We start from the raw sequence: 25,006 nt of genomic DNA, 5'->3' as shown, positions 1-25,006 counted from the left end.
AATTTGGTTGCAAATTTTAAATATCTTCTATTTACAGTGATATGTTAGCTATATAAATCAAAGTTATCATTTAAACAACATGTATTTTACAGAAGAGCACGAATTATTTAGAGAGAGTCTGAAAGACTTTTTACAAAAAGAAGTAGTTCCACATATTGAGAAGTGGGAAAAAACTGGAGATATCGAACGCTTTATTTGGGAGAAATTTGGCGAAATGGGGTATTTTGGTATTGCCTATCCTGAAGAGTATGGAGGCCTGGGACTAGATCTTTTTTATACAGTTATATTTTTAGAAGAATTACAGAAAATCAATTCTGGTGGTTTTGCTGCAGCAATGTGGGCTCATGTGTACCTAGCGATGACTCATGTAAATAAAGAAGGTGATGCTAGAATAAAAGAAGCCTATCTAAGACCTAGTATTTCAGGAGAAAAAATAGGATGCTTATGCATTTCAGAGCCATTCGGAGGTTCTGATGTAGCGGGTATGAGAACCACAGCTGTAAAAGATGGAGATTCCTATATAATTAATGGATCAAAAACATTTATTACCAATGGAGTGTATAGTGACTACTTGGTGGTTGCTGCTAAAACTTCTCCAGAATTAGGAAATAAAGGGATTAGTATCTTTATAATGGATCGAGATACTCCTGGAATTTCGGCAACTAAATTAGATAAACTCGGTTGGAGAGCTTCTGATACGGGAGAAATTGCTTTTGATAATGTAAAAATCCCGTTAGCAAACCTGATGGGTGATGAGGATAAAGGTTTTTCCTATATCATGCAACATTTTGCGTTAGAAAGATTAATTATGGGGATTAATGCACATGCTAGAGCGGAGTTTGCTCTGGATTATGCTATACAATACATGGGAGAGCGTGAGGCTTTTGGAAGAACCATTGATAAGTTTCAAGCACTTAGACATTCGGTAGCAGATATGGCTAGTGAAGTTGAAATGTGTAAAGAATTCAATTATTCTATTGCCAAAAGATTAAATGATGGTCAGTATGTAGTTAAGGAAGCTAGCATGTCTAAATTATTATCTACAAAAATAGCTGATGAAGTTATCTATAAATGTCTACAGTTATTAGGAGGTTATGGGTATATGGAAGAATATCCTTTGGCTAGACTTTTTAGAGACAGTAGATTAGGTCCTATTGGAGGTGGTACTTCTGAAATCTTAAGAGAGATTATCGCCAAAATGGTAATCGATAAGAAGGAGTACAAACCAGCTGTAGAGGCCTAACTGAGATTCGTATTTTGGCGAAAATGTTTTTTCATTTTCCAAAATGGTAATCGATAAGAAGGAGTACAAACCAGCTGTAGAGGCCTAACTGAGATTCATATTTTGGCGAAAATGTTTTTTCATTTTCCAAAATGGTAATCGATAAGAAGGAGTATAAACCAGCTGTAGAGGCCTGACTGAGATTCGTATTTTGGCGAAAATGTTTTTTCATTTTCCAAAATGGTAATCGATAAGAAGGAGTATAAACCAGCTGTAGAGGCCTAACTGAGATTCGTATTTTGGCGAAAATGGTTTTCATTTTCCAAAATGGTAATCGATAAGAAGGAGTACAAACCAGCTGTAGAGGCCTAACTGAGATTTGTATTTTGGCGAAAATGGTTTTCATTTTCCAAAATAGTAATCGATAAGGAGATAATTATTAATTATTCTTTAAAGACTTTATAAAATCCACAACGATTGATTAATGAATCAATATCGTTTGTGGATTTTTCTATTTTTTATGCGTAAAAATGTGATTTTGATGATAAAGTAGATGTAATTTTATGAAAATGTTAAAATTTTATCAACACGAAAACGTTTGAGTGATTATTCAAACGTTTTCGTTCATTGTAAAAACCCTACATTGTGAGCTAGTTAACACAAAAAACACTAATAATTATGAAAACTTTTAAGCTCGTTTATTTTCTATTAGCGATCACATTTCTTTTAGCTTCTTGTGGTAAAGATGAGATTTTAGACAATGTAGAACCCGAATCAGAAAAACCTGAAGAATTAGTTTCTACCAGAGCAGGCCTTAAAACTATTGGTTCTGGAGTAATGATGCAAGCATTTTACTGGGATGTTCCTGCGGGGGGTACTTGGTGGAATGTAGTAAAAGGAAAAGTTAGTTCCTGGAGTGATGCTGGTATAGATGCAATTTGGTTGCCACCAGTAAGCAAAGCTCAAAATGGTCCTTTTTCTATGGGGTATGATCCTTTTGATTATTATGATTTTGGAGAATATAACCAAATGGGAAGCACAGAAACTAGATTTGGTTCCAGATCCGAACTAGAGTCTCTCATATCTAGAGCACATAATAATGGGTTAAATGTAATTGCTGATATTGTAATTAACCATAATAGTGGAGGTGATTTAGAATCGAATGAATTTGCAGGGAAAGATACATATACCTTGTTTAATCCCATGTCTAATAAATTCAATAGAACAAAGTATGATTTTCATCCAAATGAAGCATATAATTCGGATAGTGGAATTTTCGGAGGTTTTCCTGATTTAAGTCATAATAAATCGTATGTACAAGATTGGTTGTGGAAAAGAAATAATTCTGTAGCAAAGTATTATAAGAATACGATGGGGTTTGATGGTTATAGATTTGATTATGTGAAAGGTTTTGCTCCTTGGGTTGCTAAAGAGTTTCGTAGATCTACAGGTGTGTTTGGAGTTGGAGAATACTGGGATGGAAATGTAAACACCTTAAAATGGTGGACAGATCAAGCACAAATGTCAGCTTTTGACTTTGGTTGTTATTATAAAATGAGAGATGCTTTTATGGGTAATAACCTAAATGCACTTAGTGGTGATATGCTATGGAAAAGAAATGCTAGTAGAGCGGTTACCTTTGTGGCAAATCATGATACGGACGAAATTATTAATAATAAATTATTAGCATATGCTTATATCTTAACACACGAAGGATATCCAGCAATATTTTATAGAGATTATGAAGATTGGTTAAGTAAGAGTAAGATGAACAATCTTATTTGGATTCATAATAACATTGCCGGAGGAAGTACTACTAATTTATGGACAGATAATGATGAGTACATCGCAAGAAGAAATGGAGGTTATGGTAAAAATGGTTTAGTTGTTTATATAAACAATTCTAATTCCTGGAAAGAAAGATGGATTCAAACAAATTGGTCGAGTAGAAGGATAAAGGACTATACGGGTAATTCTAACTGGGAACCAGTAACACAAGGTGGAAGATGGGTAAAAATACAAGCCCCACCAAAAGGATATACGGTGTGGTCTTTAAAATAAAAAAGGGTCATAATTACGCGACTAATTAAAATTATTAAAAAAAGCTTTGTAGATAATACTATTGTAGTATCTTTGCAGCCTAATTTTTAAAGAAAGGAGGTGCACTATGTTAATTATACCAGTTAAAGACGGAGAGAATATAGATAGAGCGTTGAAGCGTTTTAAGCGTAAATTCGACAGAACAGGAACAATGCGTCAGCTTAGAAAGCGTCAGGCATTTACAAAACCTTCTGTGGAGCGCAGAGCTCAGATCCAAAAAGCGCAATATATTCAGCACTTAAGAGATCAAGAGGAAATTTAATTAAAATGTAAAGCGTTGTATTTATTGGCTTTTTAGAAATAAAGAGTTAAACTTCGTTTTTTACTATATAAATTTAGACCATTGGGAAATAAAAGTTTTATACTTTTGTTTTTCAATGGTTTTTTTATGTTGATTGAAAAGTTTGTTGATTATCTGCTTTTAGAAAAAAAATACTCCAAGCATACTGTTATAGCTTACCATAAAGATTTAGTGTCTTTCTCAGAATTTTATTTACAAGAATTTGGAGATCAAGATATATCAAAGTCCAATTATTCTCAGATTCGTTCATGGATTGTTAGCTTGGTTGATCAGCAGGTCTCTAATAGAACTATTAATAGAAAGGTTTCTTCTTTAAAAGCTTATTATAGATTTTTGTTGAAATTGGGGGAGATAGAAAAAAATCCTCTGGCGAAGCATCAGGCTCTGAAAGTTTCTAAAAAAATACAGATTCCTTTTTCTGATAAAGAGGTGGATGTAGTCTTAAGTGAATTAGAAGGGAATGATGATTTTATAAGTGTTAGGGATCGGCTAATTGTGGAGCTTTTTTATGGTACTGGGATTCGTAGGATTGAGTTGGTGGATCTTAAAGTGGGAGATGTAGATTTTATGTCGAAGCAAATAAAAGTGGTAGGTAAAAGAAATAAAGAACGGTATATACCTCTAATCCCCTCGATTCTTCATACGGTAGATAAGTATTTATTGTTAAGAGAAGAAGTGCTTTCTGATCCAGAAGATAAAGCCTTGTTAATTACTCAAAAAGGAGTTAAAATATACGAAACACTTGTTTATCGAATCATAAATAGTTATTTTAGTAAGGTATCTTCGAAGATAAAAAGGAGTCCGCATATACTTAGACATTCATTTGCGACACATCTCCTAGGCGAAGGTGCAGATTTAAATGCCGTAAAAGAATTACTTGGTCATTCTAGCTTGGCAGCTACTCAGGTATATACAAATCAGAGTATAGCGCAGCTTGCAAAAATACACAAGAACTCTCATCCTAGGAATAAAAAGTAAAGTGAAGATATCTAGCTTCCTTCTTTTAGGCTTTTAATATTTTGTTCAACCAATTAAAATAATACCTATGAAAGTAAACTTGCAGTCCGTAAATTTTAATGTAGATCAGAAATTGGTAAATTTTACTCAAGCGAAATTAGATAAGTTAGAAAATCATTTTAGCCGTATAATTTATGCAGATGTTTTTTTGAAAGTTATGAATACAAGCGGAAAAGAAAATAAGATTACTGAAATTTTATTGAGTGTTCCGGGAGACGAGTTTATTATTAAAAAAATAAATAAAACCTTCGAAGAAGGTGTGGATGAGTGTGTTAGTTCCTTAGAAAGACAACTTCGAAAACGTAAAGAAAAATTAAATGCACATGTTTGATGATTTTTTTTCAAAAAATGTTTTGTGTAATAAATAAATTCTATACATTTGCAGTCCGTTAGAAATAGCGGACTTTTTTATGTTCAAAAACATAGTGAAAAGCCGATATAGCTCAGCTGGCTAGAGCAGCTGATTTGTAATCAGCAGGTCGTGGGTTCGAGTCCCTCTATCGGCTCTTTTAGAGTGATAATTTTGAAAGAAATTAACGCTTTTAAAATTTAATTTTGAATTGTAAAATATTTGTTTACTTTTGCGCATTCAAAATTGAAAAGTTCAGTATTAAATTAGTGAATTATTGGGGAGATACTCAAGCGGCCAACGAGGACAGACTGTAAATCTGTTGGTTTTTACCTTCGCAGGTTCGAATCCTGCTCTCCCCACACCTTCAATCTTAAATTATTAAGGTTGTAAAAGCGGGAGTAGCTCAGTTGGTAGAGCGTCAGCCTTCCAAGCTGAATGTCGCCGGTTCGAACCCGGTCTCCCGCTCAAAAGCATAGAGCTAATCTTGATGCATTTTTAGCATTGGATTTTTAATATAGAAATAATGATGAATCGGTTTTCTTTCGACATTAAATAAAGAAGTCTGGTTTATCATTCTGTACTTTAAAAAGCCGGTGTAGCTCAGGGGTAGAGCGTTTCCTTGGTAAGGAAGAGGTCACGAGTTCAAATCTCGTCATTGGCTCTTAGTTCAGAAGCATTAATTGAACACTAATATATAACTAAGATTAAATAAATTAATTATGGCAAAGGAAACTTTTGATCGTTCCAAACCGCACTTAAATATTGGTACTATTGGACACGTTGATCACGGTAAAACAACTTTAACTGCTGCGATTACTAAAGTATTAGCAGATGCTGGTCTTTCTGAGGCTAGAGATTTTGATACTATCGATAACGCTCCAGAAGAAAAAGAAAGAGGTATTACTATTAATACATCTCACGTAGAATACCAAACAGCTAATCGTCACTACGCACACGTTGACTGTCCAGGTCACGCCGATTACGTAAAGAACATGGTAACTGGTGCTGCTCAGATGGATGGTGCGATCTTAGTGGTTGCTGCTACTGATGGACCAATGCCACAAACTCGTGAGCATATCCTATTAGGACGTCAGGTAGGTATTCCAAGAATCGTTGTATTCCTTAACAAAGTGGATATGGTAGACGATGAGGAATTATTAGAATTAGTAGAAATGGAAGTAAGAGATCTTCTTTCGTTCTATGAGTATGATGGAGATAATGGACCTGTAGTTGCTGGTTCTGCTCTTGGTGCTCTTAATGGTGAGCAAAAGTGGGTTGACACTGTGCTTGAGTTAATGAAAGAAGTAGATGCTTGGATCGAGGAGCCATTACGTGAGATCGACAAAGATTTCTTAATGCCAATCGAAGATGTATTCTCTATTACTGGTCGTGGTACTGTAGCAACAGGACGTATCGAAACTGGTATTGCTAACACTGGAGATCCTGTAGAGATCATCGGTATGGGAGCTGAGAAGTTAACTTCTACTATTACAGGTATCGAGATGTTCCGTCAGATATTAGATAGAGGAGAAGCTGGTGATAACGCAGGTATCTTATTAAGAGGTATTGAAAAGACTCAGATCTCTCGTGGTATGGTAATTACTAAGCCAGGATCTGTAACTCCACATAAAAATTTCAAAGCTGAGGTGTATATCCTTAAGAAAGAAGAAGGTGGACGTCACACTCCATTCCATAATAACTACCGTCCTCAGTTCTACGTACGTACAACTGACGTAACTGGAAACATTGCGCTTCCTGATGGAGTTGAGATGGTAATGCCTGGAGATAACTTAACAATTACTGTTGAGCTTATTCAGCCAATTGCAATGAATGTAGGTCTTCGTTTTGCTATCCGTGAAGGTGGTAGAACAGTAGGTGCTGGTCAGGTAACCGAAATTTTAGACTAAATAATATATAGATATAAGGAAAGGTATTCGTTACGACGAATACCTTGACTTATGTATACGGGTTTAGCTCAGTTGGTAGAGCACTGGTCTCCAAAACCAGGTGTCGGGAGTTCGAGCCTCTCAACCCGTGCGATAATAATATTACAATCTTATGCTTGTGACATAAGGTTTAAAGAATGAATTTAATAATGACAATTTTGTTGTCATTTTAAAGAACAATAAGATGGCTGGATTAATAAATTACATTACGGAATCGTATAATGAGTTGAAAAACCATGTAACATGGACTCCTTGGGCTGAGGCACAGAGGTTGACCTTAGTTACTATAGTTTTTTCAGTTATTTTTTCTTTAGCTATCTGGGGGGTAGATACATTGTTTAGTAATCTTATAGAGTATTATTTTACGTTAGTTAAATCTTAATAATAATGGCTGAGGTAAGTAATACAAAAAAGTGGTACGTTGTTCGTGCTGTAAGTGGTCAGGAAAATAAAGTAAAAGACTACATCGAAAGAGAGATTGCTCATTTGGGTATGGAGGATTATGTTTCTCAGATTTTGGTACCTACTGAAAAGGTTGTTCAGATTCGTAATGGAAAGAAAATAAATAAGGAGAGGGTTTACTTTCCTGGTTATGTAATGATAGAGGCTAATTTGTCTGGAGAGATTCCACATATTATTAAGTCTATAAACGGAGTTATTGGTTTTCTTGGTGAAGTTAAGGGAGGTGATCCTGTTCCTTTAAGAAAGGCAGAGATTAACAGAATGTTAGGGAAGGTTGATGAGCTTGCTGTTAAAACCGATAATGTCGCTATTCCTTATACAGTTGGAGAAACCGTAAAAGTAATAGATGGTCCTTTTAATGGATTCAATGGATCTGTAGAAAAGGTGAATGAAGAAAAGCGTAAGCTTGAGGTAATGGTTAAGATTTTCGGTAGAAAAACACCATTAGAGTTAAGTTATATGCAAGTAGAAAAAGTATAATAATTGTTACATTATATATCTGAATTGTTCTTATTGCTTCCACTTTATAGAACGATTCTAATTTAAAATTAGAAAAATGGCTAAAGAGATAAGTAAGGTTGTAAAACTTCAGGTACGTGGAGGAGCGGCTAACCCATCCCCACCAGTTGGACCTGCTTTAGGTGCTGCCGGAGTTAATATCATGGAATTCTGTAAGCAATTCAATGGTAGAACACAAGATAAAGCTGGTAAAGTATTACCAGTAGTTATTAGTGTTTACAAAGACAAGTCTTTTGACTTTGTAATTAAAACTCCTCCAGCAGCAGTTCAAATACTGGAAGCAGCAAAAACAAAGAAAGGTTCAGGAGAGCCAAACCGTAAAAAAGTAGCTAGTGTTACTTGGGATCAAGTTCGTACGATCGCAGAAGATAAAATGCAAGATTTAAATGCATTTACTGTGGAGTCTGCTATGAAAATGATTGCTGGTACCGCTCGTTCAATGGGTGTTAACGTAAAAGGAGAAGCTCCTTTTTAATCCAAAACGTGTAGAAAATGGCAAAAGTAACTAAAAAGCAAAAAGAAGTTAGAGCTAAAGTAGATAAGAATAAAGCTTATTCATTAGATGAGGCTTCTGCTTTAGTAAAAGAAATAACAAACGTAAATTTTGATGCTTCTGTAGATTTAGCAGTTCGCTTGAACGTAGATCCACGTAAAGCAAATCAGATGGTACGTGGTGTGGTAACTTTACCTCACGGAACAGGAAAAGATGTTAAAGTTCTAGCATTGGTAACTCCAGACAAGGAAGCTGAAGCTAAAGAAGCTGGAGCAGATTTTGTTGGTTTAGATGAATATCTAGATAAAATTAAAGGAGGTTGGACTGATGTAGATGTTATCATCACAATGCCTAGCGTAATGGGTAAGTTAGGACCATTAGGTAGAGTTTTAGGACCTCGTGGTTTAATGCCTAATCCAAAGACTGGAACTGTAACTATGGATATTGCGAAAGCTGTATCTGATGTGAAAGCTGGTAAGATTGATTTTAAAGTAGATAAGACAGGAATTGTACATGCTGCAATAGGAAAGTCTTCTTTCTCTGCTGATAAGATCGCTGGAAACGCAAAAGAGTTATTGACAACATTAGTAAAGTTAAAACCTGTAGCTGCTAAAGGGACATATATAAAGTCAATTTATATATCATCTACTATGAGCCCTGGTGTAGAGATTGATTCTAAAAACTTTGCTGGGTAATTAAGAAACACGATTATGACAAGAGAAGAAAAATCACAAGTAATTGAAGACTTAACTGCTCAGTTAGCTGAAAATTCTAATATTTATTTAGCAGATATTTCAGGATTAGATGCAGGTACAACGTCGAACTTACGTAGAGCTTGTTTTAAAGCGAACGTATCATTAAAAGTAATTAAAAACACACTCCTTGCAAAAGCAATGGAGAATTCAGATAAGGATTTTGGAGAGTTACCAAATGTATTAAAAGGTAATACCTCTATAATGTTCTCTGAAACTGGTAACGCACCGGCAAAGGTAATTAAAGAGTTTCGTAAGAAATCAGAAAAGCCTTTATTAAAAGGAGCTTTTGTAGAAGAAGCAATTTTTGTAGGTGATGAAAATCTTGAAGCGCTTGTTAATATCAAGTCTAAAGAGGAAGTTATCGGAGATATTATTGGCTTGCTACAGTCTCCAGCTAAGAATATTATTTCGGCATTAAAGTCTGGTGGAGGTACGATAGCAGGTATCCTTAAAACATTATCCGAAAAAGAAGGATAATCTAAGCGTGTACGCACTTTTTAACAAATTATATTTCAATTAAAAAAAATTATTTAAAACGATAGAAAATGGCAGATTTAAAAGAATTCGCAGAACAACTAGTTAATTTAACAGTAAAAGAAGTTAATGAATTAGCTGATATATTAAAAGAGGAGTATGGTATCGAGCCTGCTGCTGCTGCTGTAGCTGTTGCTGGTGGTGGTGCTGCTGGTGGTGGTGATGCTGCAGAGGAGAAGTCAGAGTTTGACGTAATCCTTAAAGCTCCAGGAGGTGCTAAGTTAGCTGTTGTTAAGTTAGTAAAAGAATTAACTGGTCTTGGTCTTAAAGACGCTAAAGGATTAGTTGATGGTGCTCCAAGTGCAATTAAAGAAGGAGTAGCAAAAGACGAAGCAGAAGCTCTTAAAGCTCAATTAGAAGAGGCTGGAGCTGAGGTTGAGCTTAAGTAAGCTTACCAAATATTGACATAGAGGTTTAGACCTGGAGAATTTTCTCTAAGGTCTAAACCATTTTGCGTATATAACTATTAAGTTACTTACGCCATTTTTAAAATTTTAATTTAATTCCGTCCATTGATGTTAGCAACGCAAACTGAAAGATTGAATTTTTCTTCCGTAAAGAATAGACCAGAATATCCGGATTTTCTTGATATTCAGATCAAATCTTTTCAAGACTTTTTTCAATTAGAAACAAAGTCCGAAGAAAGAGGAAATGAAGGTCTTTATAATACCTTCATGGAAAACTTCCCGATTACGGATACACGTAATCAATTTGTACTAGAATTTTTAGACTACTTTGTAGATCCACCAAGATATGATTTACAAGAGTGTATTGAAAGAGGACTTACGTATAGTGTTCCTTTAAAAGCACGTTTAAAACTTTTCTGTACAGATCCTGAACATGAGGATTTTGAAACTATAGTTCAGGATGTTTATTTAGGTACTATTCCTTATATGACACCTAGTGGTACATTTTGTATCAATGGTGCAGAACGTGTTGTTGTATCGCAATTACACCGATCTCCTGGTGTGTTCTTTGGACAATCATTCCATGCAAATGGAACTAAGTTATATTCTGCAAGAGTAATTCCTTTTAAAGGTTCTTGGATAGAATTTGCTACAGATATCAATAGCGTGATGTACGCATATATTGATAGAAAGAAAAAATTACCAGTTACGACGCTTTTCCGTGCGATAGGTTTCGAAAGAGATAAAGATATTTTAGAAATTTTTGATCTAGCGGAAGAAGTAAAAGTTTCAAAATCTGGATTGAAAAAAGTATTAGGTCGTAAGTTAGCTGCACGTGTTTTAAATACTTGGCATGAAGATTTCGTAGATGAAGATACTGGAGAAGTTGTTTCTATAGAAAGAAACGAGATCGTTTTAGATCGTGATACTATTTTAGATAAAGATCACCTAGATGAGATTGTAGATTCTGGAGCTAAAACTATTTTACTTCATAAAGAAGACAATCAAAAAGGTGATTATGCTATTATTCATAATACACTACAAAAAGATCCTACTAACTCTGAAAAAGAAGCAGTAGAACACATATATCGTCAATTACGTAATGCAGAACCGCCTGATGAGGAGACTGCAAGAGGTATAATTGACAAATTATTCTTTTCTGATCAACGATATAACCTTGGTGAGGTTGGACGTTACAGAATGAATAAAAAGTTAGGTCTTAATATCGAAATGGATAAGCAAGTACTTACCAAAGAGGATATTATTACTATTATCAAATACTTAATCGAGTTAATTAATTCTAAAGCTGAGATAGATGATATCGATCACCTTTCTAATCGTCGTGTTAGAACGGTGGGAGAACAATTGTCACAGCAATTTGGTGTTGGTTTAGCGCGTATGGCTCGTACGATCCGTGAGCGTATGAATGTTAGGGATAATGAAGTTTTTACACCAATTGACTTAATTAATGCAAAGACATTATCTTCTGTAATTAATTCATTCTTCGGAACGAATCAGTTGTCTCAGTTTATGGATCAAACAAATCCATTAGCAGAGATTACTCATAAGCGTAGACTTTCTGCTCTTGGACCTGGAGGTCTGTCTAGAGAGAGAGCTGGTTTCGAGGTTCGAGATGTTCATTATACGCATTATGGTCGTTTATGTCCTATCGAAACTCCAGAAGGACCAAATATTGGATTAATTTCTTCTCTTGCGGTATTTGCAAAAGTAAATTCTATGGGATTCCTAGAGACTCCGTATAGAAAAGTAGAAGATGGAAAAGTTGATTTAAGTGAATTTAAATACTTAAGTGCTGAAGAAGAAGAAGAAAAATTAATCATGCAAGCCAATCTTCCATTAAAAGAAGATGGTACTATAGAAAGTGATAAGGTGATTGCTCGTATGGAAGGTGACTTCCCTGTTATCGAGCCAGGTAACGTAAATTATGCCGATGTTGCACCTAATCAGATTGCTTCTATTTCTGCTTCGTTGATTCCTTTCTTAGAACATGATGATGCAAACCGTGCTTTGATGGGATCAAACATGATGCGTCAAGCAGTTCCATTATTAAGAGTCGACGCGCCAATTGTAGGTACTGGATTAGAAAGACAAGTTGCTTCAGATTCGAGAGTATTAATTAATGCAGAAGGAGAAGGAGTTGTAGAGTATGTGGATGCACAAAAAATTATCATTAAGTACGACCGTACGGAGGAAGAGAGAATGGTAAGTTTTGATAGTGATTCTAAAACATATAACTTAATTAAATTCCGTAAAACTAACCAAGGGACTTCTATCAATCTAAAGCCAATTGTTAGAGCTGGAGATAGAGTTACTAAAGGTCAGGTTTTATGTCAAGGTTACGCTACAGAAAATGGAGAGCTTGCATTAGGAAGAAATATGAAAGTAGCTTTCATGCCTTGGAAAGGATATAACTTTGAGGATGCGATTGTAATTTCTGAAAAAGTAGTTAGAGATGATATCTTTACTTCTATCCATATAGATGAGTACTCATTAGAAGTTCGAGATACCAAATTAGGTAATGAGGAGTTGACTAATGATATTCCAAATGTTTCTGAAGAAGCGACTAAAGATCTTGATGAAAATGGAATGATCCGAGTTGGTGCAGAAATCAAGCCAGGAGATATTCTTATAGGTAAGATTACACCAAAAGGAGAAAGTGATCCAACACCTGAAGAGAAACTTCTTAGAGCTATTTTTGGAGATAAAGCAGGAGATGTAAAAGATGCCTCATTAAAAGCTTCACCATCATTACATGGAGTGGTAATAGATAAAAAGTTATTCGCTAGAGCTATAAAAGATAAGCGTAAGCGTTCACAGGATAAAGAAGATATTTCAATATTAGAAAGATCTTATGATGCTAAGTTTGCTCTTCTTAAATCTGAGTTAGTTGATAAACTATTTGTAATTGTTGGAGGTAAAACTTCACAAGGAGTTATCAATGATTTAGGAGAAGAAGTACTTCCAAAAGGTAAGAAGTTTACTCAGAAAATGCTTAACAGTGTTGATGATTATGCACATCTTACTAAAGGAACATGGACAACTGATGACCATCTAAATAAAATGGTTGCAGATTTGATCCATAATTTTAAGATCAAAGAAAATGATTTACAAGGTAACCTACGTAGAGAGAAGTTTACGATCTCTGTTGGGGATGAATTACCTTCTGGAATTATAAAACTAGCTAAAGTTTATATCGCTAAAAAACGTAAACTTAAGGTAGGAGATAAGATGGCAGGTCGTCACGGTAACAAAGGTATCGTAGCAAGAATCGTAAGAGAAGAAGATATGCCATTCTTAGAAGATGGAACACCTGTAGATATCGTATTAAATCCGTTAGGGGTACCTTCTCGTATGAATATTGGTCAGATCTACGAAACCGTATTAGGTTGGGCAGGTCAAAAATTAGGTAGAAAGTATGCTACTCCAATTTTTGATGGTGCTTCACTAGATCAGATTAATGAGTTTACGGATGAAGCAGGTATACCGAGATTTGGACATACATATCTATATGACGGTGGTACGGGAGATCGTTTTGATCAGCCGGCAACTGTAGGTGTGATCTATATGCTTAAGTTAGGGCATATGGTTGATGATAAAATGCACGCACGTTCTATCGGACCATACTCGTTGATTACTCAGCAACCACTTGGTGGTAAGGCACAGTTTGGAGGTCAGCGTTTTGGAGAGATGGAGGTATGGGCTCTGGAAGCATATGGAGCTTCTGCAACCCTTCGTGAGATATTGACTGTTAAATCTGATGATGTTATTGGAAGAGCTAAAACATACGAAAGTATCGTAAAAGGTGAGCCAATGCCAGAACCTGGATTACCAGAATCATTCAATGTATTAATGCATGAATTGAAAGGTCTTGGTCTGGATATCAGATTAGAAGAATAATAATAAGTAAAACTTTTTTCCCTGGATTTTATATCTGGGGAGAGGTTTTTCTAACGAGTTATTATTCAAATTTAAATTACAATAATTCTTAAGTAACCATATATTATGGCAAGAAATAATGATAAGAATACAGTAAAGAGATTTAATAAAATCTCTATTGGTTTGGCATCTCCAGAGTCAGTTTTAGCTGCATCTCAAGGAGAGGTTTTAAAACCTGAAACTATTAATTATCGTACTCACAAACCTGAGCGTGATGGTTTGTTCTGTGAGCGTATTTTTGGTCCTGTTAAGGACTTTGAATGTGCTTGTGGTAAATATAAGAGAATCCGTTATAAAGGAATCGTATGTGATCGATGTGGTGTAGAGGTAACGGAAAAGAAAGTTCGTAGAGATCGTGTAGGACATATCAACTTAGTGGTTCCTGTAGCACACATTTGGTATTTCCGTTCTTTACCTAACAAAATAGGATATTTATTAGGGCTTCCTTCTAAGAAGCTTGATATGATCATCTACTACGAAAGATATGTAGTAATTCAACCTGGTATTGCTAAAAATGAAGAAGGTGAACCAGTTCAGAAAATGGATTTCCTTACAGAAGAGGAATATTTAAATATATTAGATAGTCTTCCGCAGGAAAATCTATATTTAGATGATACTGATCCAAATAAATTTATCGCTAAGATGGGGGCTGAATGCCTTATCGAAATCTTAAAGAGAATCGATCTTGATGAATTATCTTATGAGTTAAGACATAAAGCGAATAACGAAACTTCTAAGCAGCGTAAGACAGAAGCTTTAAAGCGTTTACAAGTTGTAGAGTCGTTACGTGATGCAAATAAAAATAGAGAAAATCGTCCTGAGTGGATGATTCTAAAAGTGGTTCCTGTAATTCCGCCAGAATTACGTCCATTAGTGCCTTTAGATGGAGGTCGTTTTGCTACTTCTGATTTAAATGATTTATATCGTCGTGTAATCATACGTAATAATCGTTTAAAGCGTCTTATGGAAATTAAAGCTCCAGAAGTAATCTTACGTAATGAGAAGCGTATGTTACAGGAGTCTGTAGATTCTTTATTTGATAATACACGTAAAGCATCTGCTGTAAAAACAGATTCTAACAGACCATTAAAATCTTTATCAGATTCTTTAAAAGGTAAGCAAGGTCGTTTCCGTCAAAACTTATTAGGTAAGCGTGTAGATTATTCAGCACGTTCTGTAATTGTTGTAGGGCCAGAATTGAAATTATTTGAGTGTGGTTTACCTAAGAATATGGCGGCAGAATTGTACAAGCCATTTGTGATTAGAAAATTAATCGAGCGTGGTATTGTAAAGACAGTTAAGTCAGCAAAGAAAATTATAGATAGAAAAGAGCCTGTTGTTTGGGATATCTTGGAAAATGTTCTTAAAGGACATCCAGTATTACTAAACCGTGCTCCAACGCTTCACAGATTAGGTATTCAGGCTTTCCAGCCAAAACTTATTGAAGGTAAAGCGATTCAGTTACACCCATTGGTATGTACGGCATTTAATGCAGATTTTGATGGTGACCAGATGGCGGTACACTTACCTTTAGGACCTGAAGCTATATTAGAAGCTCAGTTATTAATGCTTGCTTCTCATAATATTTTGAACCCTGCAAATGGTTCTCCAGTTACCGTACCTTCTCAGGATATGGTACTTGGGTTATATTATATGACAAAATCACGTAGATCGACTCCAGAGTTAGTAATCAAAGGAGAAGACCTAACATTCTATTCTCCAGAAGAAGTAATTATAGCTTATAACGAGAAGAGACTTGATATCAATGCTAACATTAAAGTTAGAACTAAAGATATCGATGAGAATGGTGAACTGGTAACTAAGATTATAGAAACTACTACGGGTAGAGTTTTATTTAACGAAAAAGTACCGGAAAAAGCGGGATATATCAATGAAGTTTTAACTAAAAAATCATTGAGAGATATTATTGGAGGTATTTTAAAGGTAACTAGTGTTCCTGAAACTGCAATCTTCTTAGATGAGATTAAGACGTTAGGATATGAGTTCGCATTTAGAGGAGGTTTGTCGTTTAGTTTAGGAGATATTATTATTCCTGAAGAAAAACATAAAATGATCGCTGATGCTAATGGTCAGGTAGATAATATTGTGGCTAATTATAACATGGGTCTTATTACAAATAATGAGCGTTATAATCAGGTTATTGATATTTGGACCTCTACCAATGCGGAATTGACAGAATTGTCGATGAAACGTATTAGAGAAGATCAGCAAGGATTCAACTCAGTGTATATGATGCTTGATTCTGGAGCAAGGGGATCTAAAGAGCAGATTAGACAGCTTACCGGTATGCGTGGATTAATGGCGAAACCTAAAAAATCTAATTCTGCAGGTGGTGAAATTATTGAAAACCCAATTCTTTCTAACTTTAAAGAAGGTCTTTCAATTCTTGAATACTTTATCTCTACACACGGTGCTCGTAAAGGATTAGCGGATACGGCATTAAAAACTGCAGATGCTGGATATTTAACACGTCGTTTAGTGGATGTTGCACAAGATGTTATTGTTAATATCGAAGATTGTGGAACGTTAAGAGGAGTAGAGGTTACAGCTTTAAAGAAGAACGAAGAAATTATAGAAGGTTTAGCTGCTAGAATTACAGGTAGAACTTCATTAGTGGATGTAATTAATCCATTGACTCAAGAAGTACTTGTAGAAGCAGGAGTGGAAATTGATGATGCTACGGCAAAAATCATCGAAGATTCTCCAGTAGAATCTGTAGAAGTTCGTTCAGCTCTTACTTGTGAGGCTAAGAAAGGAATCTGTGTAAAATGTTATGGACGTAACTTAGCTACAGGAAAAACGGTTCAAAGAGGTGAAGCGGTAGGTGTTGTTGCTGCACAATCGATTGGAGAACCTGGTACTCAGCTTACACTACGTACATTCCACGTTGGAGGTATTGCAAGTAACATTTCTGAAGAAAATCAATTAAAAACCAAATTTGCTGGTAAAGCAGAGATAGAAGAATTAAAGACTGTAAAAGGTGAAGATTCTGAAGGTAATGAGATTGATGTAGTAATTTCTCGTACTTCTGAAGTTAAGGTTGTAGATCCTAAAACTAAGATAGTACTTAGTACTAATTTAATACCATATGGATCACAGTTGTTTATTAATAGCGGTGATATGGTTGAAAAAGATCAAAGTATCTGTCAATGGGATCCATATAATGGTGTAATTATTTCAGAGTTTGCCGGTAAAGTGAAATATGAAAATGTAGAACAAGGTGTTACTTATCAAGTAGAAATCGATGAGCAAACTGGATTCCAAGAAAAGGTAATCTCAGAATCTCGAGATAAGAAAAAGATTCCTACCCTTCTTATAATGGGAAGTGGCGATGAAGTACTTCGTTCTTATAACCTTCCAGTAGGTGCACACCTTATGGTAGATGATAATGATAAAATTAAGGTTGGTAAGATCTTAGTAAAAATACCACGTAAGTCTGCAAAAGCAGGGGATATTACAGGAGGTCTTCCACGTGTAACAGAATTATTCGAAGCACGTAACCCTTCTAATCCAGCTGTTGTTAGTGAGATTGACGGTGTAGTTTCATTTGGTAAAATCAAGCGTGGTAACCGTGAAATTATTGTAGAATCAAGAATTGGAGAGATTAAGAAATATCTTGTTAAGTTATCGAATCAAATTCTTGTTCAAGAGAACGATTTTGTACGTGCAGGAATGCCATTATCGGATGGTTCTGTGACTCCAGAGGATATTTTGAAAATCAAAGGACCTTCTGCAGTACAGCAATATTTGGTGAATGAAGTACAGGAAGTATATCGACTACAGGGTGTGAAGATTAATGATAAGCACTTTGAGGTGGTAGTACGTCAGATGATGCGTAAAGTAAGAATCCAAGATCCAGGAGATACTATTTTCTTAGAAAACCAATTAGTTCATAAATCTGACTTTATTCAGGAGAATGATGCTATATTCGGAATGAAAGTAATTGAAGATGCTGGAGATAGCCAAAAGTTGAAGGCTGGACAGATTGTTTCACCGAGAGATTTAAGAGATGAAAATTCTATCTTACGTAGAGAAGATAAGAACTTAGTAGAAGCTAGAGATGTTACTCCTGCAACTGCAACTCCAATACTTCAAGGTATTACAAGAGCGTCACTTCAGACTAAATCATTTATTTCTGCAGCATCCTTCCAGGAAACGACAAAGGTTCTTAACGAAGCTGCTGTAAGTGGTAAAGTTGATGATCTAGAAGGATTAAAAGAGAACGTAATCGTAGGACATAGAATACCTGCCGGAACAGGTATGAGAGACTACGAAAGTATTATCGTAGGTTCCAAAGAAGAATTCGAAGATCGAATGGAACAACGACAAGAAGTAAATTATAATTAAAATATGGAAAGCCTGCCAATTGGCAGGCTTTCTTTTTTATATCCATTATTTTATAAAGAAATAGAAAATGGCAGATCAAAAAAACCAAAAACAAAATCAATTAAATATAGAGTTAGATGATGCAGTAGCTGATGGAATATATAGCAACTTGGCAATTATAAACCATTCGGTGTCAGAATTTGTAGTTGATTTTGTAAATATTATGCCTGGTAGACCTAAGAGCAAAGTGAAGAGCAGAATTATATTAACTCCACAACATGCAAAACGTTTATTAAAAGCATTAGGTGATAATGTAGCTCGATTTGAAGCAGCGCATGGAGAAATAAAGGACTACGAGCAACCGCCAATTCCTTTGAATTTTGGACCTACGGGACAAGCATAAAAAAATATGTGTTTATAACAAAAGATTTTAGACCCACTAGTTTTATAATTAGTGGGTTATTTATTATAAATACAACCTTGATATGGATATATTTTTTTAGTATCTTAAACACGCTTTATGGCTAATTAGTGAGATATGTCTGATCGAATTAAAACTTATTCTGAATTTTATAAATTCTATCTTAGTGAACATCAAAATAGAACAAGTAGAACGCTCCATTTTATTGGCACTTTTTTAGTTTTTATAATAATTGGTATAGCTATTTATTATGGTTGGGGTTGGAAATGGTTTTTAGTTCCAGTGGTAGGATATGGTTTTGCTTGGATAGGTCATGCCTTCTTCGAAAAAAATAAACCGGCAACATTTAAGTATCCATTGTGGAGCCTATTATCAGATTTTAAATTGTTTTTTGAGATTCTAATCGGAAAACGTGCCTTCGATAATTCGAAAGATTGATATTTGATTTTATTATTGATTTTTTATAAACTATAGATTTTAATTATCATTCATAGTAAATCGCATTCTATAAACCCTCTTTAATGAGTTTTAATTTTTTAAGAATGGTAATCTTAAGGTTTCTTAGAGAAAACTCTGGAAAACCACTTAAAATCGATTTAAAACTCAGAAGTAAAATGAAATGTAATAGAAGGATACTTTTGTTGCGTCATTTGTAAACTAAATGAAGAATCAGCAAGAAATACGAGTTGACCTTGTTTGTCCTTTGCTAAAAACTTGCCTTTAACTCTTTTGAAATCTTTGAATTCGTCATTATTTTCATCTTCGGCATCTACCCAACATGCTTTATGAACATTTAGATTTTCGTAAGTACATTTAGCACCATATTCATGTTCTAATCTATATTGAATTACTTCGTATTGTAAAGCTCCAACAGTTCCAATAACTTTTCTGCCATTTAATTCTAATGTGAATAATTGAGCTACGCCTTCATCCATTAATTGATCAATACCTTTTGCTAACTGCTTGGATTTCATAGGGTCAGCGTTGTTGATGTATCTAAAATGCTCAGGAGAAAAACTAGGAATACCTTTATAGTTTAGTTTTTCACCAGTGGTTAATGTATCTCCAATTTTAAAATTACCCGTATCATGTAGCCCCACAATATCTCCTGGATAAGATACATCTACGATTTCCTTTTTTTCTGCGAAGAATGCATTAGGACTAGAAAATTTTAATTTTTTATTGTGTCTGGTATGTAAATAAGGGACATTTCTTTCGAAAGTTCCAGATACAATTTTTATAAATGCTAAACGATCTCGATGTTTTGGATCCATATTTGCATGAATCTTGAATACAAAACCAGTAAAGTCTTTTTCGTCAGGCTGTACTATTCTAATATCACTCTCCTTAGGTCTCGGAGTTGGAGCAATGGATATAAAACAATCTAATAATTCACGAACACCAAAGTTGTTTAATGCAGATCCAAAAAAGACTGGTTGCAACTCTCCTTTTTGATACAAATCTTGTTCAAAATTAGAGTAGATACCATCCACTAATTCGATTTCTTCTCTCAAGGTTTCCGCAGCATCTTCTCCAATTAACGTGTTTAATTCAGCTGAATTTAGATCAGATATCTCAGTAGTTTCTTCAATGTTTTTTCTACTATCTCCACTAAATAAATTGATGTTTTTTTCCCAGATATTGTATATTCCTTTAAAATCATATCCCATACCGATAGGGAAGCTTAGAGGAGTAACCTTTAATCCTAATTTTTGCTCCACTTCATCTAGAAGTTCAAAAGCGTCTTTCCCTTCACGATCTAATTTGTTGATAAATACGATCATAGGGATATTTCTCATTCGGCAAACGGAAACAAGCTTTTCAGTTTGTTCCTCTACCCCTTTTGCTACATCGATTACCACAATAACACTATCTACAGCTGTTAGAGTTCTAAATGTATCTTCAGCAAAATCTTTATGACCTGGTGTATCTAAAATATTGATTTTTACGCCTTGATATTCAAAAGCTAAAACAGAAGTTGCTACAGAAATTCCTCTTTGACGCTCAATTTCCATAAAATCACTAGTGGCTCCTTTTTTAATTTTATTAGATTTTACCGCACCAGCTTCTTGGATGGCTCCACCAAATAAAAGTAATTTTTCAGTTAATGTGGTTTTTCCCGCGTCTGGGTGAGAAATGATACCAAAGGTTCTTCTTCTGTTGATTTCTTCTGAGAATTTCATTGTCGTTCTATTGCTAAAGTTTGCAAATATACTATATATATGAACAAAGAATAAAAAAGTGACTTTCAAGATATGAAAATAGAATTATTGTTTTTTTCATGTGTTTTACGGCTAAAAATTGTGTATTTCATCGAAAAAGTGAAAAAAACAAGGGAAAATAGATGCTAAAATCATAAATGTATCGCCATATTTGTACAAGGTCTTAATTACGTTAAAACCGTAATTTTGATTAAAATTTATGAAATAAAAAGTATTATAAGATACTTGTAAAAGCGATACCCAGTTGTTTTTTCAAGTTTTTGTAAACCATCGTCATATGAAAAGAATTACCCAAGTCTTATTGGGCCAAAAAGGATTTGTTTTCCTTATGGCCTTAATGTTTTTATTCACCTATAACAATATCTTTAGTCAAGAAGGTAAAGATGGTGATCTTACAGTAACTACTGCTAATACAATTTTAAATACTTATAGTCCAGTCACCTCGGATATTTCTGCAGGTGATACCACTATCGACGTAAATGATGTAGCAGCAGATCTGGGAGGATTAGCTAGTGGTGATCTCGTTTTAATCTATCAAGCACAAGGAGCAACTATTAACACCACTAATACAGTTAGTTATGGTGATATAACGGACTATGGGAGTTCAGGTCTTTATGAGTTTGCTTACGTTTCTTCCACAGCGATCAACACGATCACATTAACTTGTGCTATTGCGAATTCTTATTTTGTAGCAGGGAGAACACAGGTTATTAAAGTTCCACAATATAATGTACTAACCATTGATGCTGGTGCATCCGTTACTGCTTTACCTTGGGAAGATTTTGCGGGTAGTAGACGTGGAGGAGTAGTTGTAATTACAGCAACTACTATAAATATTAATGGTGATATAGATGTCTCTGGTCTTGGGTTTAGAGGTGGAGTAGTTGATAACAGCACATCACCTACTGGTGTTAACTTAGAAGCGGATTATGTTTCATCCAGTAATGGAGATTCTGCAGAAAAAGGTGAAAGTATTGTTGGTTTTCAAGCGGACTATGATGCTTTAGGAGGAAGATATGGAAGAGGAGCACCTGCCAATGGAGGTGGTGGTGGAAATGGTCATAACTCCGGAGGTGGAGGAGGTTCCAATGGAAATAATGGGAATGTCTGGTTTAATGGGGCAGGTGTTATGTGTACTGGATGTACAGGATCAGCGGCTTGGACTTTAGATCCCGATTATATAGCAAATGGTAATGCTCTTACTACTTCTTCTGGAGGAGGAAGAGGTGGATACTCTTTTGGATCTAGTAATCAAAATGCTTTAACCTTAGGTCCAGGTAACAGTGCCTGGGGAGGTGATCATAGAGACGCTGTTGGAGGATTAGGAGGAAGACCACTAATCGCAAATGAGCAAAACAGAATATTCCTCGGAGGAGGAGGAGGAGCTGGAGATAGAAATAATAGTGCTAGTCAGGATGCTGCCAATGGGGGTGGTATTATTTTGTTAGGTGCTGATACTATTGCAGGTTCTGGTAATATAATTACAAATGGGGCTAATGCTTTACCTACAGTACCAAATCATAACGATGCACCTGGAGGAGGTGGAGGTGGAGGTAGTATTGTTTTACGTGCTGCTTCTATCGCCAATTCTCTGACTTTAAGTGCAAATGGAGGTAATGGTGGAGATCAGTTGATAACCAATAATGAAAGTGAAGGTCCCGGTGGTGGTGGTGGAGCTGGTTTTGTAGCTATTTCTGCCGGGACACCGACTATTAATGTAAATGGAGGTTCTAATGGTATTACAAATAGTGGTGCGGTAACTGAATTTCCAACTAATGGAGCTACAGAAGGAGCTAGTGGAGAGTCTGTTACTGGTATCAGTAGTAGTGCTATTACTTGTTCTAATCCAGGTACAATTAGCGGATTGGTATATAATGATGCGGATGGAAATGGTGTACAAGGTGGTGGAGAATCAGGTATAGGAAGTGTTACCATAGTAATTACAGATGTAAATGGAAATACGCAAACGATACAAACAAATCCTGATGGTACTTATACGGCTACGTTGCCGCCAGGAAATGCTACAATTGATGTTTTAGATTCTGATACAGATTTACCAACAAATGCGGTTCAAACGGAAGGAGATGACCCTACAAGCATCACAGTTGTTGCGGGTACAAATACTGCATCAACTCCTGATGGTTTTGTAATAGATACAGATGGGGATGGTATTGGAGATCCTTCAGATAATTGTCCGGTAGTTTCAAATGGAGATCAGACGGATACAGATTCTGATAATGTAGGAAATAGCTGTGATAATGATGATGATAATGATGGAATTCTAGATACAGATGAAGGGCTTAATTGTGCTGCATCCGATATTAATGTAGGTACAGCTCCAACAGGTAATCAAAATGGAGTAGGTTCTATTAGTGATATTTATGATTTCGACGGAGTAGATGTAGATGTTACAACTACAATTAATCAGGTAAATGGAGGTTCTTTAAATATATTAGAAGTTGAGGATACTACAACTTTAAGAATTCAGGGAGAAGAAATAGATGATGGAGCATCAGAAAGTTTGGTATATACTTTTACGTTTAGCGAAGCAGTAACTGGTGTTAAGTTTAGATGGTCTGGTATTGATCAAGGAGATAATGTAACAGTTACAGCAGCTGGACCAAATGTGCAGAGTATTTCATTAGGGTCTCTAATGGGGGCCACCACTTTTCCAAATAGTGATTATACTATCGCTTCTGGAGGTGCGTCTCATATCATAACGAGTAATAATACTTTATCTCCAACCATAACTTCTTTCACAAATGGTTCTGGTGATACATCATTAAATTATTCGGATATAACGATAGAAGGATTAGTTACATCTTTTTCGATTACTACAAATAAATTTAGACAAGATGGTGATGTAGCAAATAATGGACTTATTACATTTCTATTTTCTAATTTTACATATTGCACATATGAAGATGCTGATGGAGATGATATTCCTAATCATTTAGATTTAGATTCGGATGATGATGGTTGTAGCGATGCGAATGAGGCTTATAATGATGCGAATGCAGATGGTGGTGATGGTGGTCAATTTGGTACAGTAGACCCTGCAAATGTTGATGCGAATGGACTTGTTACGGAAACAGGTGTTGATTATACCTTGGGAACGAATACTAATGTTACTGCGGGAGGAGCTAATATTTGTACAGCTCCAGCGCCAGTTACATTGCACCAAAATCCAGCTTGTACAGACACCGTATATAATTTAATATGGGATGGATTTGCTCCTAATGGAATTGATGAGTTTGATTGGACACCAGATGGAGCTTTAACGAATACTTTTAATGATGTTGATGGTTCAGGAATAAATATAACGCATACTTTTTCTGGAGAAACTGGAACCCTAGGGACTTGGCCTACAACTGGATCCACTCAAAGCCCTTCCGTAGATTCTAATGGTTCTGGAAACCTAGCCGATGAAGTGCTAGAGTATTTTACTACTGGTTTTGCGACAAATGAAAATATCACTCAAACGATAACTTTTAGTGCCAATATATATTCCATAGGATTTGATTTATATCATATCAATAGGAGTAATGCGGGGAATGGTGATTTGTTTACTGTAACCGCTATTGATGGACTCGGGAATACAATTTTCCCAACTTTTACTGATTCAGGAACACCTTCTTATGTTTCTGATCAAAGTGATGGAACTATTAATGCGGATGATCCTTCTACCACGGGTACGAATGATCAAATAGGTGTTAATTTTGAAGATTTAGATGGAATAGCAAGCATTACAATCGTATGGCAAAACTGTTCCACTTGTAATGCAGGAGCTGTACATGGTTCTGCTATTGGTGGTTTTGATTTTTGTACAGAGATACCTGACACTCCCAACATAGAATTATTAAAAGCAGGAGTCTATGATGATGCTAATAATGATGGTATTGTAAATGTAGGGGATCAGATTTTATATAGTTTTACAGTAACCAACAATGG

19 protein-coding genes and 5 tRNA genes are annotated in these 25,006 nt (G+C 35.4%); 22 read left to right on the top strand and 2 right to left on the bottom strand.

Annotation, left to right across the window (positions count from 1 at the left end; all coding sequences use genetic code 11):
• Window positions 1-79: 79 nt before the first annotated feature.
• Window positions 80-1,243: an acyl-CoA dehydrogenase family protein gene (locus Q1B37_RS18815; RefSeq protein WP_299610001.1), complete on the top strand. Its 1,164-nt coding sequence runs from the start codon at window positions 80-82 to the stop codon at window positions 1,241-1,243.
• 31 nt (window positions 1,244-1,274) lie between these two features.
• Here Q1B37_RS18815 and Q1B37_RS18810 read toward each other — a convergent pair whose 3' ends face one another.
• Window positions 1,275-1,628, bottom strand: coding sequence for a hypothetical protein (locus tag Q1B37_RS18810; protein WP_299901222.1), 354 nt, complete (start codon window positions 1,626-1,628; stop codon window positions 1,275-1,277).
• 272 nt (window positions 1,629-1,900) lie between these two features.
• Between Q1B37_RS18810 and Q1B37_RS18805 the strand changes: the two genes are divergently transcribed.
• The 20 genes from Q1B37_RS18805 to Q1B37_RS18710 all read left to right on the top strand — a co-directional run bounded on the left by Q1B37_RS18805 (window position 1,901) and on the right by Q1B37_RS18710 (window position 19,271).
• Entirely contained in the window at window positions 1,901-3,283 is a 1,383-nt protein-coding gene (locus Q1B37_RS18805; protein ID WP_299901219.1) for an alpha-amylase, read from the top strand.
• Window positions 3,284-3,389: 106 nt separating this feature from the next.
• Window positions 3,390-3,584: a 30S ribosomal protein S21 gene (rpsU, locus tag Q1B37_RS18800; RefSeq protein WP_034242830.1), complete on the top strand. Its 195-nt coding sequence runs from the start codon at window positions 3,390-3,392 to the stop codon at window positions 3,582-3,584.
• A gap of 126 nt (window positions 3,585-3,710) precedes the next feature.
• Window positions 3,711-4,601 carry a tyrosine-type recombinase/integrase gene (locus Q1B37_RS18795; RefSeq protein WP_299901216.1) on the top strand — a complete coding sequence of 297 codons (891 nt, stop codon included), beginning with the start codon at window positions 3,711-3,713 and terminating at the stop codon, window positions 4,599-4,601.
• A 67-nt stretch (window positions 4,602-4,668) separates the two neighbouring features.
• Window positions 4,669-4,971 carry a ribosome-associated translation inhibitor RaiA gene (raiA, locus tag Q1B37_RS18790; RefSeq protein ID WP_299611135.1) on the top strand — a complete coding sequence of 101 codons (303 nt, stop codon included), beginning with the start codon at window positions 4,669-4,671 and terminating at the stop codon, window positions 4,969-4,971.
• A gap of 101 nt (window positions 4,972-5,072) precedes the next feature.
• A tRNA-Thr gene (locus Q1B37_RS18785) sits at window positions 5,073-5,146 on the top strand.
• A 122-nt stretch (window positions 5,147-5,268) separates the two neighbouring features.
• Window positions 5,269-5,351, top strand: a tRNA-Tyr gene (locus tag Q1B37_RS18780).
• Window positions 5,352-5,384: 33 nt separating this feature from the next.
• Window positions 5,385-5,457: transfer RNA gene (locus Q1B37_RS18775), tRNA-Gly, on the top strand.
• A gap of 124 nt (window positions 5,458-5,581) precedes the next feature.
• A tRNA-Thr gene (locus tag Q1B37_RS18770) sits at window positions 5,582-5,653 on the top strand.
• 58 nt (window positions 5,654-5,711) lie between these two features.
• Window positions 5,712-6,899 (top strand): elongation factor Tu, encoded by a 1,188-nt coding sequence (gene tuf / locus Q1B37_RS18765; RefSeq protein WP_280931104.1) that lies wholly within the window; start codon window positions 5,712-5,714, stop codon window positions 6,897-6,899.
• Between the two features lie 57 nt (window positions 6,900-6,956).
• Window positions 6,957-7,029, top strand: a tRNA-Trp gene (locus Q1B37_RS18760).
• Between the two features lie 93 nt (window positions 7,030-7,122).
• Window positions 7,123-7,320, top strand: a complete 198-nt coding sequence (gene secE / locus Q1B37_RS18755) for a preprotein translocase subunit SecE (RefSeq protein ID WP_299901213.1) — start codon at window positions 7,123-7,125, stop codon at window positions 7,318-7,320.
• Between the two features lie 5 nt (window positions 7,321-7,325).
• Window positions 7,326-7,880, top strand: coding sequence for a transcription termination/antitermination protein NusG (gene nusG / locus Q1B37_RS18750; protein ID WP_299611127.1), 555 nt, complete (start codon window positions 7,326-7,328; stop codon window positions 7,878-7,880).
• Between the two features lie 76 nt (window positions 7,881-7,956).
• Entirely contained in the window at window positions 7,957-8,394 is a 438-nt protein-coding gene (gene rplK / locus Q1B37_RS18745) for a 50S ribosomal protein L11 (protein ID WP_219011423.1), read from the top strand.
• A gap of 17 nt (window positions 8,395-8,411) precedes the next feature.
• Window positions 8,412-9,107 (top strand): 50S ribosomal protein L1, encoded by a 696-nt coding sequence (gene rplA, locus Q1B37_RS18740; protein ID WP_299611122.1) that lies wholly within the window; start codon window positions 8,412-8,414, stop codon window positions 9,105-9,107.
• 15 nt (window positions 9,108-9,122) lie between these two features.
• The gene (gene rplJ, locus Q1B37_RS18735; RefSeq protein WP_299901204.1) at window positions 9,123-9,644 is read left to right on the top strand and encodes a 50S ribosomal protein L10; all 522 of its coding nucleotides are present in this window, start codon (window positions 9,123-9,125) and stop codon (window positions 9,642-9,644) included.
• Window positions 9,645-9,712: 68 nt separating this feature from the next.
• Window positions 9,713-10,090 (top strand): 50S ribosomal protein L7/L12, encoded by a 378-nt coding sequence (gene rplL, locus Q1B37_RS18730; RefSeq protein ID WP_299611116.1) that lies wholly within the window; start codon window positions 9,713-9,715, stop codon window positions 10,088-10,090.
• Between the two features lie 126 nt (window positions 10,091-10,216).
• Complete coding sequence (rpoB, locus tag Q1B37_RS18725) at window positions 10,217-14,026, top strand: DNA-directed RNA polymerase subunit beta (RefSeq protein WP_299611113.1); 3,810 nt, start codon at window positions 10,217-10,219, stop codon at window positions 14,024-14,026.
• A gap of 105 nt (window positions 14,027-14,131) precedes the next feature.
• The gene (gene rpoC / locus Q1B37_RS18720; RefSeq protein WP_299901198.1) at window positions 14,132-18,433 is read left to right on the top strand and encodes a DNA-directed RNA polymerase subunit beta'; all 4,302 of its coding nucleotides are present in this window, start codon (window positions 14,132-14,134) and stop codon (window positions 18,431-18,433) included.
• A 67-nt stretch (window positions 18,434-18,500) separates the two neighbouring features.
• Window positions 18,501-18,815, top strand: a complete 315-nt coding sequence (locus Q1B37_RS18715) for a DUF3467 domain-containing protein (RefSeq protein ID WP_299611107.1) — start codon at window positions 18,501-18,503, stop codon at window positions 18,813-18,815.
• A 135-nt stretch (window positions 18,816-18,950) separates the two neighbouring features.
• Entirely contained in the window at window positions 18,951-19,271 is a 321-nt protein-coding gene (locus tag Q1B37_RS18710) for a DUF962 domain-containing protein (protein WP_299901195.1), read from the top strand.
• Window positions 19,272-19,429: 158 nt separating this feature from the next.
• On the opposite strand, the gene Q1B37_RS18705 is transcribed toward Q1B37_RS18710, so the two are convergent.
• Window positions 19,430-21,016, bottom strand: coding sequence for a peptide chain release factor 3 (locus tag Q1B37_RS18705; RefSeq protein ID WP_299901192.1), 1,587 nt, complete (start codon window positions 21,014-21,016; stop codon window positions 19,430-19,432).
• Between the two features lie 316 nt (window positions 21,017-21,332).
• Here Q1B37_RS18705 and Q1B37_RS18700 point away from each other — a divergent pair.
• Window positions 21,333-25,006, top strand: a 3,674-nt coding sequence (locus tag Q1B37_RS18700; protein ID WP_299901189.1) for an SdrD B-like domain-containing protein, incomplete at its 3' end; no start/stop codon positions are given.

The organism is uncultured Aquimarina sp., from assembly GCF_947492965.1.
Classification (GTDB): Bacteria; Bacteroidota; Bacteroidia; order Flavobacteriales; family Flavobacteriaceae; genus Aquimarina.
The sequence above is the reverse complement of the archived record's forward strand: the minus strand, read 5'-3'. Positions and strand labels throughout refer to the sequence as shown.

What these genes read in the sequence shown, in the direction of transcription:
- Q1B37_RS18715 (WP_299611107.1), top strand. Translation starts at nt 18,501, where the DNA reads ATGGCAGATCAAAAAAACCAAAAACAAAATCAATTAAATATAGAGTTA.
- Q1B37_RS18815 (WP_299610001.1), top strand. Translation starts at nt 80, where the DNA reads ATGTATTTTACAGAAGAGCACGAATTATTTAGAGAGAGTCTGAAAGAC.
- Q1B37_RS18810 (WP_299901222.1), bottom strand. Translation starts at nt 1,628, where the DNA reads ATGAAAACCATTTTCGCCAAAATACAAATCTCAGTTAGGCCTCTACAG.
- rpsU (WP_034242830.1), top strand. Translation starts at nt 3,390, where the DNA reads ATGTTAATTATACCAGTTAAAGACGGAGAGAATATAGATAGAGCGTTG.
- Q1B37_RS18795 (WP_299901216.1), top strand. Translation starts at nt 3,711, where the DNA reads ATGTTGATTGAAAAGTTTGTTGATTATCTGCTTTTAGAAAAAAAATAC.
- rpoC (WP_299901198.1), top strand. Translation starts at nt 14,132, where the DNA reads ATGGCAAGAAATAATGATAAGAATACAGTAAAGAGATTTAATAAAATC.
- Q1B37_RS18710 (WP_299901195.1), top strand. Translation starts at nt 18,951, where the DNA reads ATGTCTGATCGAATTAAAACTTATTCTGAATTTTATAAATTCTATCTT.
- Q1B37_RS18705 (WP_299901192.1), bottom strand. Translation starts at nt 21,016, where the DNA reads ATGAAATTCTCAGAAGAAATCAACAGAAGAAGAACCTTTGGTATCATT.
- rplJ (WP_299901204.1), top strand. Translation starts at nt 9,123, where the DNA reads ATGACAAGAGAAGAAAAATCACAAGTAATTGAAGACTTAACTGCTCAG.
- secE (WP_299901213.1), top strand. Translation starts at nt 7,123, where the DNA reads ATGGCTGGATTAATAAATTACATTACGGAATCGTATAATGAGTTGAAA.
- rplL (WP_299611116.1), top strand. Translation starts at nt 9,713, where the DNA reads ATGGCAGATTTAAAAGAATTCGCAGAACAACTAGTTAATTTAACAGTA.
- tuf (WP_280931104.1), top strand. Translation starts at nt 5,712, where the DNA reads ATGGCAAAGGAAACTTTTGATCGTTCCAAACCGCACTTAAATATTGGT.
- rpoB (WP_299611113.1), top strand. Translation starts at nt 10,217, where the DNA reads ATGTTAGCAACGCAAACTGAAAGATTGAATTTTTCTTCCGTAAAGAAT.
- rplK (WP_219011423.1), top strand. Translation starts at nt 7,957, where the DNA reads ATGGCTAAAGAGATAAGTAAGGTTGTAAAACTTCAGGTACGTGGAGGA.
- raiA (WP_299611135.1), top strand. Translation starts at nt 4,669, where the DNA reads ATGAAAGTAAACTTGCAGTCCGTAAATTTTAATGTAGATCAGAAATTG.
- nusG (WP_299611127.1), top strand. Translation starts at nt 7,326, where the DNA reads ATGGCTGAGGTAAGTAATACAAAAAAGTGGTACGTTGTTCGTGCTGTA.
- rplA (WP_299611122.1), top strand. Translation starts at nt 8,412, where the DNA reads ATGGCAAAAGTAACTAAAAAGCAAAAAGAAGTTAGAGCTAAAGTAGAT.
- Q1B37_RS18805 (WP_299901219.1), top strand. Translation starts at nt 1,901, where the DNA reads ATGAAAACTTTTAAGCTCGTTTATTTTCTATTAGCGATCACATTTCTT.